A 14,014-nucleotide genomic window follows, 5' to 3' on the forward strand; every position below is an offset into this window, starting at 1 on the left:
GAATTAATGTCGCCTCTATGCGTCCTAAAAGAGGCAGTCACAGGGAAGCGCTTAGCAGTAAGCTACACACATCCGACACCTGCCCTGTCTGAAACATGTGTCCTTAAAAGTAATCAAGGAGAAGTCCATGCTGATACTCACCCGCAAAGTTGGTGAAAGCATAAACATTGGTGATGACATCACGATCACCATCCTGGGCGTCAGCGGCCAGCAAGTACGAATCGGCATCAACGCGCCCAAGGATGTTGCCGTGCATCGCGAGGAAATCTACCAGCGCATCCAGGCTGGCCTGACTGCACCGGACAAAAACCAGACACCTTGAAGCGGCCTTCAGTAGCCAGCCTTTTCGTTAACTGTAACGGCTGGCGAAAACTCGTTCGAACTGCTCTGATCGTTGTTGCGTGACCGACCGCCTTAAAGTGTCCATCTTCCTGCAAAGATGAAACTGTTTTCATGCCTGGAACTTGTCGTTTCATTCACGGCCGAATCTCCTGATTGACAGCAGCCATCCGTGTGCATTCAGGAGCACGTCGATGAGGCCCACAACCGCACCACCATTTGCCCGCATGTCTTGGATGATCGCCCTATTGATAGGGCTGGTCTTCATTGGGCTGGCTTTTGGCTTGAGGTTTACCCTCGAAGGCGTTGGCTCGACTGAAACCCATTCTTGGCTGGACTTGGCGCTGATGCTTGGGGGATACCTGTTTCTCTTTTGCCTCAAATCTATTCAGAAAGCCGTACAGCGTCGACTATGCCGGCAAACGACACGGTGAGCCGCATTCCGATATCAGATGGCCTGTATTTACAGCATCGCGACACCACCTATGCTTGGGCCTGCACGATCAGTTAAAGGCACTTGAGCCAGATGGATACCCTGACTAAATCCCAGATCGAATCTGCGCTGGCTGCCCGTCTGCCCAGCTACAGCGTGACCTGCACATTGCACACCGACGGCACTCTTTCAGCAGTGCTCAGCGGCCCGGAAACCGACCACTTCGCCGTGACAGGCATCGTGCGTGCGCACTATCGTGGCGCTGAAGCCATTGCGCGGCTGGCCAATGAAATTCTCAGGGAGATGGTGCTGTCACGCCAGGGCATGAGGAATGATCGGCTGCAGCTGCCCACCCCGGTTCGCGCCGGACGAGGCCGAGAGCGGTAACGGGCTCGGCGTTTGCGTATCAGCCCGCCCTGTTCTGCAGGTACAACAAGCCGTTCGCGTCGCGCTGTACGCTCAACTGTTGATAACCGTCAATCGAAGGGTGTTCGGTGACCATAGGTGTGTGATGGGTTGACGTCACCACCATTACGTCCGCCCCTGCAGCCTCGCTCGCGCGGATGCCGACCGTCGCGTCTTCAAACACCAGACAGTCCTGCACCGGGACGCCCAGGCGTTGCGCTCCCAACACGTAACAGGCGGGATCCGGCTTTCCGATAGCGACATCTTCAGCCGTGACCAGCACCGCCGGCGGTGCTATTGCCGCTGCTTGCAAACGACGCAACGCCAGCGCCCGGGGCGCCGAGGTGACCAGCGCCCATTGATCACCCGGCAGGCTGTTCAAAAACGTGACAGCGCCGGGAATCGCGACAACCCCTCTCACATCCTCGATTTCAGCCTCGGTGATCCACTGCGCCTCGACCTCGGGATCAACGCCGGGTAAGGCTTGCCGGGTAATGGTGTCGATCGCGCGGGCACCGTGAATGGTCTTCAGAAACGCTGCCACCTCCAGGCCATGGCGTTCAGCCCAGATACTCCACACGCGCTCAGCGGCGGCAATGGAGTTGAGCAGCGTCCCATCCATATCAAACAGAAAGGCACGATAACGGCGGTTAAATACGGCTGAACCTCGGATGGACACTGCGCGGCTTCCTCTTGGGCTGTAACAAAATAATCGGCCAATGCAATCTACGGATCACTTTCTTGCTTGTAAACGTACTTCGCCGCCGACGTACCGCGCCAAGGAAATCACCGACCTGCTCCTCGAGACTTCCGGCCGCCAGCCCTGATCCCTGCGATGCAAAAGCACTGCATTACACACTTGTCATCATCCTGTTGGTGGGCTGTTAGTGGCGCCTCGTTACTGTGAACTCACCGCCACCACCTGGCAGCCACCCTTAAAGAGAGATATCTCCATGAAGCTGTTTATGCTCGGCTTTGCCGCTTTGCTCGCTACCGGTTCCGTGTTTGCCGCCGAACCCGTGATCCACGACAAAACCGGCTTCTTTGTCCACTTGGACGTCGCTAAAGTGCTGTCGAGCACTGACACCTACGGCCAGTGCGGCGTCGTCCCGGCGCAGTTCAAGTACCTGGACAGCCAGGGCCGCGAACATGTCTTGGACTACCAGGTCCTGGCCACCGGTTGCGCCAGTGACAATTGATCGGGCTACACTGGCGCCACGCATTGAGACAGAGCACTTCCCATGAACATTCTCGTAGTCGAAGACGAACCCAAGGCCGGCAACTACCTGCTCAACGGCCTCCAGGAGCTAGGTTACTCCGTCAGCCTGGCCCGTGACGGCGTGGACGGCCTGCACCAGGCCCTGGAAACGCCGTTCGATGTGATCGTGCTGGATGTGATGATGCCGAAAATGGATGGCTGGGAAGTGCTGCGCCGGTTACGCAAGGAGGCCGACACACCGGTACTTTTCCTGACGGCCCGCGATGACATTGCCGACCGCATCAAGGGCCTGGAACTGGGTGCCGATGATTACCTGATCAAGCCGTTCTCCTTCGCCGAACTGGTGGCACGCTTGCGTACCCTGACCCGCCGCGGCCCCAGTCGGGAGGAAGAACACCTGCAGATCGCCGATCTGCAGATCGATGTACTCAAGCGCCGCGTGACCCGCGCCGGCACGCGTATCACGCTGACCAACAAAGAGTTCGCCCTGCTGCATTTGTTCGCGACCCATCAGGGCCAGGTGCTGTCCCGTTCGTTGATCGCATCGCGGGTGTGGGACATGAATTTCGACAGTGACACCAACGTGGTGGACGTGGCCGTGCGGCGCCTGCGCCTGAAAATCGACGATCCGTTCCAGCTCAAGCTGATCCACAGCGTGCGTGGCATCGGCTACCGCTTCGATACCCAACCATGAACAAACGCCGTCATTATTCGATGACCCTTCGCCTGGCGCTGATCTTCGCCTTGCTCGCTTTCACCCTGCTGGCCACCTTGGGCGTGGCACTGTACCGCGAGCTGGAGCGCGAATTGATCATGCGTGACGATGCCGCATTGATTTCCCGCGTCGATCAGTTGCGCAACTTGCTCAACGACAGCAACACCCTCGACCTGATCAAGACCAAGCCCGAATTGTTCCAGAATATGCTGGGCAACCACGAGTCGGTATTGAGCATCGCGGCGCCGGGGCAAAAACCGCTGCTGCTGGTGAACCCGGGTAACATTGATCTGCCGTCCGTGCCCCCTGTCGCGAAAGATCACGCGCTGAGCCTTGCCGACGTGCACCATCTGCCCGGCGTGAACGGCGTACCTTTTTCCACCGTCGCCGCCTCCATCGGCTCCGGCGACCTTGGCAGCCTTCAAGTCACCAGCGGGCGCTTGATGACCGAACGCACCGCCGTGCTCGCCAGCTACCGGTTGAGCGTTTATATCCTGGCAAGCATCGCGGCAATCATCCTGGCCGTGGTCGGCTACCTGCTCGTTCACCGCGGGCTCCTGCCGTTACGGCGCCTGGCCCGCCACGCCCAGGGTATCGGCGTCGGCAACCTCGCCGAACGCCTCGACAGCCGAGGCGCGCCAAATGAACTGCTGCCGATGATTGATTCGTTCAACACCATGCTCGAACGGCTGGCCAAGGGCTTTGTACAACTGGGCCAAGTGTCCACCGACATGGCCCACGAACTGCGCACGCCCATCAATAACCTGCTGGGAGAAACCCAGGTCGCCCTGCAACAGAGCCGCAGCACCGAGAGGTACCAGCAACTGCTGGCGTCGAATGTCGAAGAGCTTGAACGCCTGGCGCGGATGCTCGACAACATGCTGTTCCTGGCCCGCACCGACCCGGCCAGCGCCCTGCGCCAACGCCAGGAACTCAGTGCGGCGGATGAGGTGGAACGAATCGCCGAGTACTTCGAAGGCTTGGCGGGCGACGTGGACATCAGCATTCGTGCCAGCGCAGAAGGCGTGATCTGGGCGGAGCCGATGCTGCTGCGCCGGGCTTTGGCCAACCTGTGTGCCAACGCCATCAAATATGGTGCGCCGGGCACCGAGTTGATGATCCAGGCGGTGCCCACGACGGAAGGCATCAACCTCAGAGTCAGCAACCGCGGCGAAACCATTGCTGCCGAGCATCTGCCGCGCCTGTTCGAACGGTTTTACCGGGTCGATGAGTCGCGGGAACGCTCGGCGCAGTCAAATGGGTTGGGGCTGTCGATTGTAGCGACCATCATGCAGTTGCATAACGGGCGGTACAGCGTGAGCAGTGACGCGGGGGTAACGTGTTTTGAATTGTTCTTTCCCAGGAGGGAGGACTGAACAGCCGGCACCAGAAGCCTGGTGTTATTTTGCAAAGATTTGTCTCTTAACGTTGGGCTGAGGCCACACTATTCTCGGTTCCCAAGCGGCTCAAGGCAGAGCCGTAACGGGAATAACGGAGATTCGAGAATGGAAATGCGATTAGGTTTACTGGAAAAGGGGCTGGCTGAAATGAACGAAAAGCTGATCACCGTTTCGAGCAGGGCAGACTCCATGGATAAGCACTTCGCTTCCAGGGCAGACCTGGCTACCACTGAACTGAATCTCATCAAGTGGTACGTGGCAACCGCATTCGCAATGACAGGTCTGGCCTGCGCCATTACCTTCGGGCTCACCCGACTGTTCGCAACCTGAGGTGAATCGGGCAGGTCAACTGACCTGCCCGCCCGCCTCTTTTGCATCCACGGCTGTATGCCACGCGGCCAGTACGGCCGCCTGCAATCCCGCCACCAACGTATGCAGCTCCATCGAGGGCCGCTCGGCCCCCGTCACCTGCTCCGGCAGAAGCGGTACGTGAATGAACCCGCTGCGCACGGACGTCCCGGCCAGGGCATGCTGCAACAGATAAAACACTTGGTTGCACACAAACGTCCCCGCCGTTTGCGATACCGAGGCCGCGACGCCCGCTTCGCGCACGGCCTTGACCATCGCCTTGATCGGCAGTGTCGTGAAGTACGCCGCCGGGCCGTCCGTCACGACTGCCGTATCAATGGGCTGCTCGCCCAGGTTATCCGGAATGCGGGCATCGTTGATATTGATCGCCACGCGCTCGAAAGAGATATCGCTGCGCCCAGGGCCCAGCCCGGTAGCAATTACCATGGCCGGGTGCAAGTCATCGATCAGTCGGGACAGGCACTCACCCGCAGTGGCAAACGCGCAAGGTAGGCGATGCGCAACAATCCGCACATCATCGTCCAACTGCACACCGTTCAGTTGGCGCACCGCTTCCCAGGACGGATTCACCGAATCTTGATCAAAGGGCTCGAAGCCCGTCAGCAGTAAAGTGCGCATTCTCGGCCTCACATCAACAGGTAAAGCAGGACAATATTAACCACCAGCATCATCAACGCCGTTGGAAGTTGAGCCTTGATCACTGCGTTTTTGTCCGGCAGCTCCAGCAACGCCGCCGGCACGATATTGAAGTTGGCGGCCATCGGGGTCATCAAGGTCCCGCAGTAGCCCGAGAACATGCCGATTGCCGCCATTACCGCCGGGTTGCCGCCATAGATACCCACCAGCACCGGCACACCGACGCCGCCGGTCATCACCGGGAACGCCGCGAAACCGTTCCCCATGATCACTGTAAACAACGCCATGCCCAGCACATAGACCATCACCGCCGCCAACTTGAAATCCAGGTTGATATAGGTAGTAGTAACATGGGCAACGGCCGTGCCGACCCCGGCTTCGTTAAACAACAAGCCGAGCATCGCTAGCATCTGCGGAAGCACCATCGCCCAGCCCAGGGCTTCGGTGAGGCGACGGGATTCGCGTAAGGCTTGCACCGGCGTATCACGGGTCAGCCAACAGGCCAGGCCCAAGGCGATCAGGCAGCCGATGCCAAGTGAGACAAAGGTAGTGTTTTTCGGGTCCAGCAGCGGTACGCCGCCGATCTCGGTGTGCTTGAGCAATACCGAGCCGATCACGGTGGTGAGGGGTATGGCCAATGCCGGGATAAACAGCTTATGGCCCAACCGACCGGCGCTGGCACGGGAATCCTTGTCGTGCAGCTCGGCATGCTTGCCACGACCGATGCCGCCCATACCGGCGATCAATGCCATCACCACGACGCCAGCCCCAATGGCCACCGACGGCAGCCGCTCGCCGATCAGGAACGGAACGGCGAACAATAGCCAGAACAGTGCACTCGACCAGCGCTTGGGATGGGTTCGGTCCATCAGGATCATGCCCGCGGTGATCAGCAGCAGGACCCCGGCCAGCCAGTACAGGTATTGAATCGAAATGATCATTGCGCGACCTCCCTTGGGGCGGCGGCAGGCGTCATTTCGCGGGTGAGCCATCGGTCAAACCGATGCAGGCGGATCGCATGGATGATAAATGCGCAAATTGCCGTCGGAATCCCCCACACCGCGATGTGCAGCGGATCCACATCAATCCCCGAGCCGAGCAGGAAGGTATGCATCAACGCGATCGCACCAAAAGCCACGAAGATATCTTCACCAAAAAACAGTCCGACGTTGTCCGTCGCAGCGCACATGGCCAACACCTTGTGACGCAATTTGTCCGGCAGCTTGCCGTAGCGTTTTTCCGCGGCGCCCTCGGCCATCGGTGCCAGCAGCGGCCTCACCATCTGCGGGTGTCCGCCCAGGCTGGTCAAGCCCATGGCGGCGGTGGATTCGCGCACAAACAGATACATGATCAACAAGCGCCCGACCGTGGCGCGCTCGAACCGTGCAATCCAGTTCTGCGCATGCAGGCGCAGCCCGTGGCGCTCCAGCAGGCCGATGACCGCGAGGGGCAACAACAGGATCAATTGCAGGGCACGGGTCTGAAGGAAGCCATCACCCATGGTGGCGAGGATTTTTTCCAGCGAGAAATGGGCGGCGAATCCGGTGGCGATAGCGGCGGCGGTGACCACCAACAAAGGATTGATGCGTAGAACAAAGCCAACCACGATCACAAGTACGCCGATCAACGGCCATAGGTTCACAACAGTTTGCATGGCGATGAGGTCCTTAAGTGCGCGCTGCGGCGCCATTACAGCAGGATGTGAACAAAGGGTTCACAGCAGGAGGTGGCGTGCAGTCGGCTCGGTTTTTTATTGTTGACCTGAAAGGTCGAGCGTCAGTGGCGGCAACTTTGCTGCCTGGGGATGGGAAGTGTCCAACAAGAAAAATTGTTGCTGCGAACCAATAAATTTTGTGGGTGATTGGACAGTGCGCACGTCATATAACGCGCCGTCGTTTTCGCAAGGAGACGCGCGACGAAGATCGAGTACTTGGAGGCGAGCGCCGAATTGGCGTTTTGAGGTGGGGGGTTTGCAAAAGTTTTGCAAATTACAGAAAGCAAAAAGGGGTCACCGTTTCCGGTGACCCCTCTAGACCGCCCAGCAGAGCGGATTTTGTTTGGTAGGCGCGATTGGACTCGAACCAACGACCCCCACCATGTCAAGGTGGTGCTCTAACCAACTGAGCTACGTGCCTGCTGTGAGGCGGCATTCTACGGAATTCCGGAGGGGTGTCAACATCTTTTTTGCAGCTAACCCTATGAATATGCGAATTTTTTATTTGCACGGGGCACGCCTGTGGATTTCGGGTGGCTGGCAGGCAATTTTCAACTCAGGTAGGATCGGCGCACTCGTAAAAAATATAAAACAGAGGTTCCAGGATGGCGAACACCCCTTATCCCCAGTCGTATTACGCCGCTTCCGCGAATGCCGCTCCACCTCGCCCGGTGCTGCAAGGCGAGGTTGAAACCGATGTGTGCGTGATCGGCGCCGGATATACCGGCCTCTCCAGCGCGCTGTTCCTGCTGGAGAACGGTTTTCGCGTGACGGTGCTGGAGGCCGCCAAGGTGGGGTTTGGCGCCTCGGGCCGCAACGGCGGGCAGATCGTCAACAGCTACAGCCGTGATATCGATGTAATCGAGCGCAGTGTCGGGCCTCATCAGGCGCAATTGTTGGGGCAGATGGCATTTGAAGGCGGCCGGATCATTCGCGAGCGAGTGGCCAAGTATCAGATCCAGTGCGACTTGAAGGACGGCGGTGTATTCGCTGCCCTCAACAGCAAGCACATGGGCCACCTGGAGTCGCAGAAACGCCTGTGGGAACGCTACGGCCATACGCAGTTGGAGTTGCTGGACGAGCGCCGTATTCGCGAGGTGGTTGCCTGCGACAACTACGTCGGCGGCTTGCTGGATATGAGCGGCGGGCACATTCACCCGCTCAACCTGGCGCTCGGCGAAGCGGCAGCCGTGGAATCCCTGGGCGGTACGATCTATGAGCAATCGGCGGCTGTGCGTATCGAGCGCGGCGCCAACCCGGTGGTGCACACTGCCGAAGGCCGGGTCAGGGCCAAGTTCATCATCGTCGCGGGCAATGCGTACCTGGGCAACCTGGTGCCAGAGTTGGCGGCCAAGTCGATGCCCTGCGGCACGCAAGTGATCACGACGGCGCCCCTGGGCGATGAGCTGGCGAAGACACTGCTGCCGCAGGATTACTGCGTCGAAGACTGTAATTACCTGCTCGACTACTACCGCCTCACCCGCGACAAGCGCCTGATCTTCGGCGGTGGCGTGGTGTACGGCGCGCGCGACCCGGCGAACATCGAGGCGATCATCCGCCCGAAGATGCTCAAGGCCTTCCCGCAGCTCAAGGACGTGAAGATTGACTACGCGTGGACTGGCAATTTTCTGCTGACCCTGTCGCGCTTGCCGCAAGTGGGTCGCCTGGGCGACAACATCTACTACTCGCAAGGCTGCAGTGGCCATGGCGTAACGTATACGCACTTGGCAGGCAAGGTACTGGCCGAGGCGCTCAGAGGGCAGGCGGAACGTTTTGATGCATTTGCCGACCTGCCGCACTACCCGTTCCCGGGCGGGCAAATGCTGCGTACGCCGTTTGCAGCGCTGGGCGCCTGGTATTACGGGTTGCGGGATAAGCTCGGATTCTGATTGGGGAAGGGCTTGCCTGCGATGCCGATACGCGAACTCATCGTGAGACAGCGTCGATGCCATCGCAGGCAAGCCAGCTCCCACATTGACCGCGCCTGACTTGACGCCAAACCGCAGACACAAAAAACCCCGGTCTTTCGACCAGGGTGTTTGCTATCGGATCAAAGTAGCCAGTGGCTTTCTTTGTGCTTCAAGGCGTTCAGTGGGCCTTGAGGCAGATATGGCGCAGCGGACGGGACTCGAACCCGCGACCCCCGGCGTGACAGGCCGGTATTCTAACCGACTGAACTACCGCTGCGTATCGCTTGACCAGTTGAGCGTAAACCCTCAACCGTCTTTAACATCTGATTGATCAGCCTTGGCTGTTCAATCTCAAGCCCGATAAATCGAACCTGGAAATATGGCGCAGCGGACGGGACTCGAACCCGCGACCCCCGGCGTGACAGGCCGGTATTCTAACCGACTGAACTACCGCTGCGCGTCGGTGCAACCTTTAACGTTGCGTCTTGCCCTGAGGCAAAACTCTCAAGAAGTGGTGGGTGATGACGGGATCGAACCGCCGACCCTCTGCTTGTAAGGCAGATGCTCTCCCAGCTGAGCTAATCACCCTTTGCTTCGTTGAGGCCGCGAAATTTACGCAGGTAGCGGACCTAAGTCAATAGCCCGCTTGAAGTTTTTCTGAAAAAGACAAAATTGCTTCAACAGCGCTACCTGCCCTACTCGCTGTAAATCATCTTCTTGCTCATGCCGCCGTCCACGACAAACTCCTGCCCGGTGACAAACCCCGCCTGGCGCGACAGCAGCCACGCCACCATCGCCGCCACGTCCTCCACGGTACCTACCCTGCCTGCCGGATGCTGAGCGTGGTCGGTATCGCTCAACGGCTCGGCGCGACGGGCCGCAGGATCACGTGCGTCGATCCAGCCAGGGCTGACCGCATTGACCCGCACCTCAGGCCCAAGGCTCATCGCCAAGGCATGCGTCAACGCCAGCAAACCCCCTTTGCTCGCCGCATAGGCTTCGGTGTCCGGCTCCGACTGGCGCGCCCGGGTCGACGCCAGGTTGACGATGGCGCCACCATGGGCACGCAGGTACGGCGCACAGTGCTTGGCCAATAACATCGGCCCGCTGAGATTCACCGCCATGACCCGGTTCCAGTAGGCCAGGTCCAGGCTTTCCAGGGTGATGTTGTGCGGGTCGGCCACCGCCGCATTGCACACCAATGCGTCGAGGCGGCCAAACTGCCCCAATACCTCGGCGACACCTTGAGCCACTTGCTTCTCGTCGGCCACGTCCATGGTGATGAACCAGGCGTTTTCGCCCAGCACCTTAGACACCTTGGCGCCGCGCTCGCGGTCCAGGTCGGTCAACACCACCTGCCAGCCTTCGCTGATCAGCCAAGCAGCAATCCCGAGGCCAATGCCGCGCGCCGCGCCGGTGACCAGCGCGACACGCCCGTTACTGGCTGCCGCAGCTTCCATGGACCACTCGATCACAAGGCCGCCAGCCCGCGAGCCAGGTCAGCCTGCAAGTCAGCCACGTCTTCCAGCCCCACTGCAACGCGGATCAGGCTGTCACGGATACCCGCCGCCTCACGCTCCTGAGGCGCCAGGCGCCCGTGGGAGGTGGTGCTCGGGTGGGTAATGGTGGTCTTGCTGTCACCCAGGTTGGCGGTGATGGAGATCAGGCGCGTCGCATCGATAAAGCGCCAGGCGCCCTCTTTGCCGCCCTTCACTTCGAAGCTCACCACGGCACCGAAACCACGTTGCTGGCGCTGGGCCAATGCGTGTTGCGGGTGGCTCTTGAGGCCGGCGTAGTGCACCTTCTCGATACCGTCCTGCTGCTCCAGCCACTCGGCCAGGGCCTGGGCGTTGGCGCAATGGGCTTTCATGCGCAGGCTGAGGGTTTCCAGGCCCTTGAGGAAGATCCAGGCATTGAATGGGCTCAAGGTCGGGCCAGCCGTGCGCAGGAAGCCAACGACTTCTTTCATCTGCTCGCTGCGACCCGCGACCACACCGCCCATGCAGCGACCCTGGCCGTCGATGAACTTGGTGGCCGAGTGCACGACGATGTCCGCGCCGAGCTTCAACGGCTGTTGCAGCGCCGGGGTGCAGAAGCAGTTGTCGACCACCAGCATCGTGCCCTTGGCGTGGGCCACTTCGGCCAATGCGGCGATATCCACCAGCTCGGCCAACGGGTTGGACGGCGACTCGACGAACAGCAACCGGGTGTTGGCCTTGATCGCCGCATCCCAACCGGACAGGTCCGCAAGCGGCACGTAGTCCACTTCAATGCCAAAGCGCTTGAAGTACTTCTCGAACAGGCTGATGGTCGAGCCGAACACGCTGCGCGACACCAGTACGTGGTCGCCGGCGCTGCACAGGCTCATCACCACCGCCAGGATGGCCGCCATGCCAGTCGCCGTAGCGACCGCCTGCTCGGCACCTTCCAGCGCCGCGATGCGCTCCTCGAACGCGCGCACGGTCGGGTTGGTGTAGCGCGAATAGACGTTGCCCGGCACTTCCCCCGCAAAGCGCGCAGCCGCATCGGCGGCCGTGCGGAACACATAGCTGGAGGTGAAGAACATCGGGTCACCGTGCTCACCTTCCGGGGTACGGTGCTGGCCGGCGCGCACGGCCAGGGTATCGAAAGCTACGCCATCGAGGTCGCTGTCCAACCGACCGGCATCCCATTCCTGACTCATGCTGCCCTCCTTACTCGATTCTTTATTTAAGATACAAAACCGGCCCCTCAGGGCCGGTTGTCACTCAGTTGTTATACAGATCGATGATCGCACTGACCGCCTGGGTCTTGATCTTCGACGAGTCGTTGCGCGCCTGTTCGATCTTGTTCAGGTAAGCCTCGTCGACGTCACCGGTCACGTACTTGCCGTCGAACACGGCGCAGTCGAACTGGTCGATCTTGATCTTGCCACCGCCGACCGCCTCGATGAGGTCCGGCAGGTCCTGGTAGATCAGCCAATCAGCGCCGATCAGGTCGGCAACGTCCTGGGTCGAGCGGTTGTGAGCGATCAGCTCGTGGGCGCTCGGCATGTCGATACCGTACACGTTCGGGTAACGCACCGCAGGCGCCGCGGAACAGAAATACACGTTCTTCGCACCGGCTTCGCGAGCCATCTGGATAATCTGCTTGCAAGTGGTGCCGCGTACGATGGAGTCGTCCACCAGCATCACGTTCTTGCCGCGAAATTCCAGCTCGATGGCGTTGAGCTTCTGGCGCACCGATTTCTTGCGTGCAGCCTGGCCCGGCATGATGAAGGTACGCCCGATGTAGCGGTTCTTCACGAAGCCTTCGCGGAACTTGACGCCCAGGTGGTTGGCAAGCTCCAGTGCGGCGGTACGGCTGGTGTCGGGAATCGGGATCACGACGTCGATATCGTGCTCGGGACGCTCGCGCAGGATCTTGTCGGCCAGCTTTTCACCCATGCGCAGGCGCGCCTTGTACACCGAAACACCGTCGATGATCGAATCCGGACGCGCCAGGTAGACGTGTTCGAAGATGCACGGGGTGAGTTTCGGCGCCACGGCGCACTGACGAGTGTGCAGCTTGCCGTCTTCGGTGATGTACACCGCTTCGCCCGGCGCGAGGTCGCGGATCAGGGTAAAGCCCAGCACGTCCAGGGACACGCTTTCGGAAGCGATCATGTACTCGACGCCTTCGTCGGTATGACGCTGGCCGAACACGATCGGGCGAATGCCGTGCGGGTCACGGAAGCCGACGATGCCATAACCGGTGATCATGGCCACCACCGCGTAACCACCGACGCAGCGGTTGTGCACGTCGGTGACGGCGGCGAACACGTCTTCTTCGGTCGGCTGCAGCTTGCCGCGCTGGGCCAGCTCATGGGCGAACACGTTGAGCAGCACTTCCGAGTCGGAGTTGGTGTTGACGTGGCGCAGGTCGGACTCGTAAATCTCCTTGGCCAGCTGTTCAACGTTGGTCAGGTTGCCGTTGTGCGCCAGGGTAATGCCATAAGGCGAGTTGACGTAAAACGGTTGAGCTTCGGCCGACGTCGAGCTACCGGCAGTCGGGTAGCGCACATGGCCAATGCCCATGTGACCCACGAGGCGCTGCATGTGACGTTGGTGGAACACGTCACGTACCAGCCCGTTGTCCTTGCGCAGGAATAACCGGCCGTCGTGGCTGGTCACAATACCGGCAGCGTCCTGGCCGCGGTGCTGGAGGACGGTTAGCGCGTCATACAGCGCCTGATTGACGTTCGACTTACCGACGATACCGACGATGCCACACATGCGACGCAACCCCTACTTAATGAATCTTGACTGAACACAGCTTACTGAGGCGTTTTGGCCGGCAAGAGGTGTTCCTTGAACGGAAGATCAGCGGGTACGCTGATTCCGCTGGCCAGCCACTGACTGCTCCACCCCAGAATGAGGTTCTTGGACCAATCTGCAACCAATAGAAATTTTGGCACGAGTACCGACTCTTGCCACCATGCATCCTGCTGTACCGGCCCCAGGCTCAACAGCCCGACCGCCACGACCACCAGCAACGCGCCACGCGCGGCGCCGAAGACCATGCCGAGGAATCGATCGGTCCCGGAAAGGCCGGTGACACGTATCAACTCGCCAATAAGATAATTGACCATTGCCCCCACCAGCAGCGTGGCGATGAACATGATGGCGCAGCCCGCAATGACGCGGGCCGAAGGTGTCTCGATGTATCCGGCCAGGTAGACCGACAATGAACCGCCAAACATCCAGGCTACGACTCCTGCGATGATCCAGGTCAGCAACGACAATGCTTCTTTTACGAAGCCGCGGCTTAGACTGATCAAAGCGGAGATGGCGACGATTGCAACAATCGCCCAATCAACCCAGGTAAATGGCACGTTTGAGCCTACGGACAGATAA

The 14,014-nt window shown here is 60.0% G+C and carries 16 protein-coding genes and 4 tRNA genes; 8 read left to right on the plus strand and 12 right to left on the minus strand.

Annotated elements, in window-relative coordinates; all coding sequences use genetic code 11:
- Window positions 1-127: 127 nt before the first annotated feature.
- The 3 genes from csrA to KVG91_RS03210 all read left to right on the plus strand — a co-directional run bounded on the left by csrA (window position 128) and on the right by KVG91_RS03210 (window position 1,159).
- The gene (gene csrA, locus KVG91_RS03205; protein WP_003192511.1) at window positions 128-322 is read left to right on the plus strand and encodes a carbon storage regulator CsrA; all 195 of its coding nucleotides are present in this window, start codon (window positions 128-130) and stop codon (window positions 320-322) included.
- A 211-nt stretch (window positions 323-533) separates the two neighbouring features.
- A complete protein-coding gene (locus KVG91_RS27495; protein ID WP_225926942.1) occupies window positions 534-773 on the plus strand; it encodes a hypothetical protein in 240 nt (79 codons plus the stop codon).
- A gap of 92 nt (window positions 774-865) precedes the next feature.
- Entirely contained in the window at window positions 866-1,159 is a 294-nt protein-coding gene (locus KVG91_RS03210; protein WP_169378234.1) for a hypothetical protein, read from the plus strand.
- A 19-nt stretch (window positions 1,160-1,178) separates the two neighbouring features.
- On the opposite strand, the gene KVG91_RS03215 is transcribed toward KVG91_RS03210, so the two are convergent.
- Window positions 1,179-1,856 carry an HAD-IA family hydrolase gene (locus tag KVG91_RS03215; protein WP_169378233.1) on the minus strand — a complete coding sequence of 226 codons (678 nt, stop codon included), beginning with the start codon at window positions 1,854-1,856 and terminating at the stop codon, window positions 1,179-1,181.
- A gap of 274 nt (window positions 1,857-2,130) precedes the next feature.
- Here KVG91_RS03215 and KVG91_RS03220 point away from each other — a divergent pair, with 274 nt between their 5' ends.
- The 4 genes from KVG91_RS03220 to KVG91_RS03235 all read left to right on the plus strand — a co-directional run bounded on the left by KVG91_RS03220 (window position 2,131) and on the right by KVG91_RS03235 (window position 4,841).
- A complete protein-coding gene (locus tag KVG91_RS03220; RefSeq protein ID WP_169378232.1) occupies window positions 2,131-2,376 on the plus strand; it encodes a DUF2790 domain-containing protein in 246 nt (81 codons plus the stop codon).
- A gap of 42 nt (window positions 2,377-2,418) precedes the next feature.
- Window positions 2,419-3,090, plus strand: coding sequence for a heavy metal response regulator transcription factor (locus KVG91_RS03225; RefSeq protein WP_169378231.1), 672 nt, complete (start codon window positions 2,419-2,421; stop codon window positions 3,088-3,090).
- On the plus strand, window positions 3,087-4,487 hold the full coding sequence (locus KVG91_RS03230) for a heavy metal sensor histidine kinase (protein WP_169378230.1): 1,401 nt from the start codon (window positions 3,087-3,089) through the stop codon (window positions 4,485-4,487). Before KVG91_RS03225 ends, KVG91_RS03230 begins: the two co-directional genes overlap by 4 nt.
- A 129-nt stretch (window positions 4,488-4,616) precedes the next feature.
- A complete protein-coding gene (locus KVG91_RS03235; protein ID WP_169378229.1) occupies window positions 4,617-4,841 on the plus strand; it encodes a hypothetical protein in 225 nt (74 codons plus the stop codon).
- A 15-nt stretch (window positions 4,842-4,856) separates the two neighbouring features.
- Here KVG91_RS03235 and pcp read toward each other — a convergent pair whose 3' ends face one another.
- The 4 genes from pcp to KVG91_RS03255 all read right to left on the minus strand — a co-directional run bounded on the left by pcp (window position 4,857) and on the right by KVG91_RS03255 (window position 7,651).
- Window positions 4,857-5,498: a pyroglutamyl-peptidase I gene (pcp, locus tag KVG91_RS03240; protein WP_169378228.1), complete on the minus strand. Its 642-nt coding sequence runs from the start codon at window positions 5,496-5,498 to the stop codon at window positions 4,857-4,859.
- A gap of 8 nt (window positions 5,499-5,506) precedes the next feature.
- Window positions 5,507-6,457, minus strand: coding sequence for a DUF979 domain-containing protein (locus KVG91_RS03245; RefSeq protein WP_169378227.1), 951 nt, complete (start codon window positions 6,455-6,457; stop codon window positions 5,507-5,509).
- Window positions 6,454-7,170 (minus strand): DUF969 domain-containing protein, encoded by a 717-nt coding sequence (locus KVG91_RS03250; protein WP_169378226.1) that lies wholly within the window; start codon window positions 7,168-7,170, stop codon window positions 6,454-6,456. Before KVG91_RS03250 ends, KVG91_RS03245 begins: the two co-directional genes overlap by 4 nt.
- Window positions 7,171-7,574: 404 nt before the next feature.
- A tRNA-Val gene (locus tag KVG91_RS03255) sits at window positions 7,575-7,651 on the minus strand.
- A 184-nt stretch (window positions 7,652-7,835) separates the two neighbouring features.
- On the opposite strand from KVG91_RS03255, the gene KVG91_RS03260 reads away from it, so the two are divergent.
- Window positions 7,836-9,119, plus strand: a complete 1,284-nt coding sequence (locus KVG91_RS03260; protein ID WP_169378225.1) for an NAD(P)/FAD-dependent oxidoreductase — start codon at window positions 7,836-7,838, stop codon at window positions 9,117-9,119.
- 221 nt (window positions 9,120-9,340) lie between these two features.
- Here KVG91_RS03260 and KVG91_RS03265 read toward each other — a convergent pair.
- From KVG91_RS03265 to KVG91_RS03295, 7 genes are all read right to left on the minus strand, one after another.
- Window positions 9,341-9,417 (minus strand) — tRNA-Asp (locus KVG91_RS03265).
- Window positions 9,418-9,520: 103 nt separating this feature from the next.
- Window positions 9,521-9,597: transfer RNA gene (locus KVG91_RS03270), tRNA-Asp, on the minus strand.
- A gap of 55 nt (window positions 9,598-9,652) precedes the next feature.
- A tRNA-Val gene (locus tag KVG91_RS03275) sits at window positions 9,653-9,728 on the minus strand.
- A 107-nt stretch (window positions 9,729-9,835) separates the two neighbouring features.
- On the minus strand, window positions 9,836-10,600 hold the full coding sequence (locus KVG91_RS03280) for an SDR family oxidoreductase (RefSeq protein WP_076953555.1): 765 nt from the start codon (window positions 10,598-10,600) through the stop codon (window positions 9,836-9,838).
- Between the two features lie 11 nt (window positions 10,601-10,611).
- Window positions 10,612-11,823 (minus strand): O-succinylhomoserine sulfhydrylase, encoded by a 1,212-nt coding sequence (locus KVG91_RS03285; protein WP_169376861.1) that lies wholly within the window; start codon window positions 11,821-11,823, stop codon window positions 10,612-10,614.
- A 64-nt stretch (window positions 11,824-11,887) separates the two neighbouring features.
- A complete protein-coding gene (gene purF / locus KVG91_RS03290) occupies window positions 11,888-13,393 on the minus strand; it encodes an amidophosphoribosyltransferase (protein WP_076953551.1) in 1,506 nt (501 codons plus the stop codon).
- Window positions 13,394-13,434: 41 nt separating this feature from the next.
- A complete protein-coding gene (locus KVG91_RS03295) occupies window positions 13,435-13,992 on the minus strand; it encodes a CvpA family protein (RefSeq protein WP_169376860.1) in 558 nt (185 codons plus the stop codon).
- Between the last annotated feature and the right edge of the window lie 22 nt (window positions 13,993-14,014).

Origin of the sequence: Pseudomonas azadiae (assembly GCF_019145355.1) — a bacterium.
Taxonomy (GTDB): Bacteria; Pseudomonadota; Gammaproteobacteria; order Pseudomonadales; family Pseudomonadaceae; genus Aquipseudomonas; species Aquipseudomonas azadiae.

Excerpts from the sequence above, each read along its gene's own strand:
- csrA (WP_003192511.1), top strand. The coding sequence starts at position 128 with ATGCTGATACTCACCCGCAAAGTTGGTGAAAGCATAAACATTGGTGAT.
- KVG91_RS27495 (WP_225926942.1), top strand. The coding sequence starts at position 534 with ATGAGGCCCACAACCGCACCACCATTTGCCCGCATGTCTTGGATGATC.
- KVG91_RS03210 (WP_169378234.1), top strand. The coding sequence starts at position 866 with ATGGATACCCTGACTAAATCCCAGATCGAATCTGCGCTGGCTGCCCGT.
- KVG91_RS03220 (WP_169378232.1), top strand. The coding sequence starts at position 2,131 with ATGAAGCTGTTTATGCTCGGCTTTGCCGCTTTGCTCGCTACCGGTTCC.
- KVG91_RS03225 (WP_169378231.1), top strand. The coding sequence starts at position 2,419 with ATGAACATTCTCGTAGTCGAAGACGAACCCAAGGCCGGCAACTACCTG.
- KVG91_RS03230 (WP_169378230.1), top strand. The coding sequence starts at position 3,087 with ATGAACAAACGCCGTCATTATTCGATGACCCTTCGCCTGGCGCTGATC.
- KVG91_RS03235 (WP_169378229.1), top strand. The coding sequence starts at position 4,617 with ATGGAAATGCGATTAGGTTTACTGGAAAAGGGGCTGGCTGAAATGAAC.
- pcp (WP_169378228.1), bottom strand. The coding sequence starts at position 5,498 with ATGCGCACTTTACTGCTGACGGGCTTCGAGCCCTTTGATCAAGATTCG.
- KVG91_RS03245 (WP_169378227.1), bottom strand. The coding sequence starts at position 6,457 with ATGATCATTTCGATTCAATACCTGTACTGGCTGGCCGGGGTCCTGCTG.
- KVG91_RS03250 (WP_169378226.1), bottom strand. The coding sequence starts at position 7,170 with ATGCAAACTGTTGTGAACCTATGGCCGTTGATCGGCGTACTTGTGATC.
- KVG91_RS03260 (WP_169378225.1), top strand. The coding sequence starts at position 7,836 with ATGGCGAACACCCCTTATCCCCAGTCGTATTACGCCGCTTCCGCGAAT.
- KVG91_RS03280 (WP_076953555.1), bottom strand. The coding sequence starts at position 10,600 with ATGGAAGCTGCGGCAGCCAGTAACGGGCGTGTCGCGCTGGTCACCGGC.
- KVG91_RS03285 (WP_169376861.1), bottom strand. The coding sequence starts at position 11,823 with ATGAGTCAGGAATGGGATGCCGGTCGGTTGGACAGCGACCTCGATGGC.
- purF (WP_076953551.1), bottom strand. The coding sequence starts at position 13,393 with ATGTGTGGCATCGTCGGTATCGTCGGTAAGTCGAACGTCAATCAGGCG.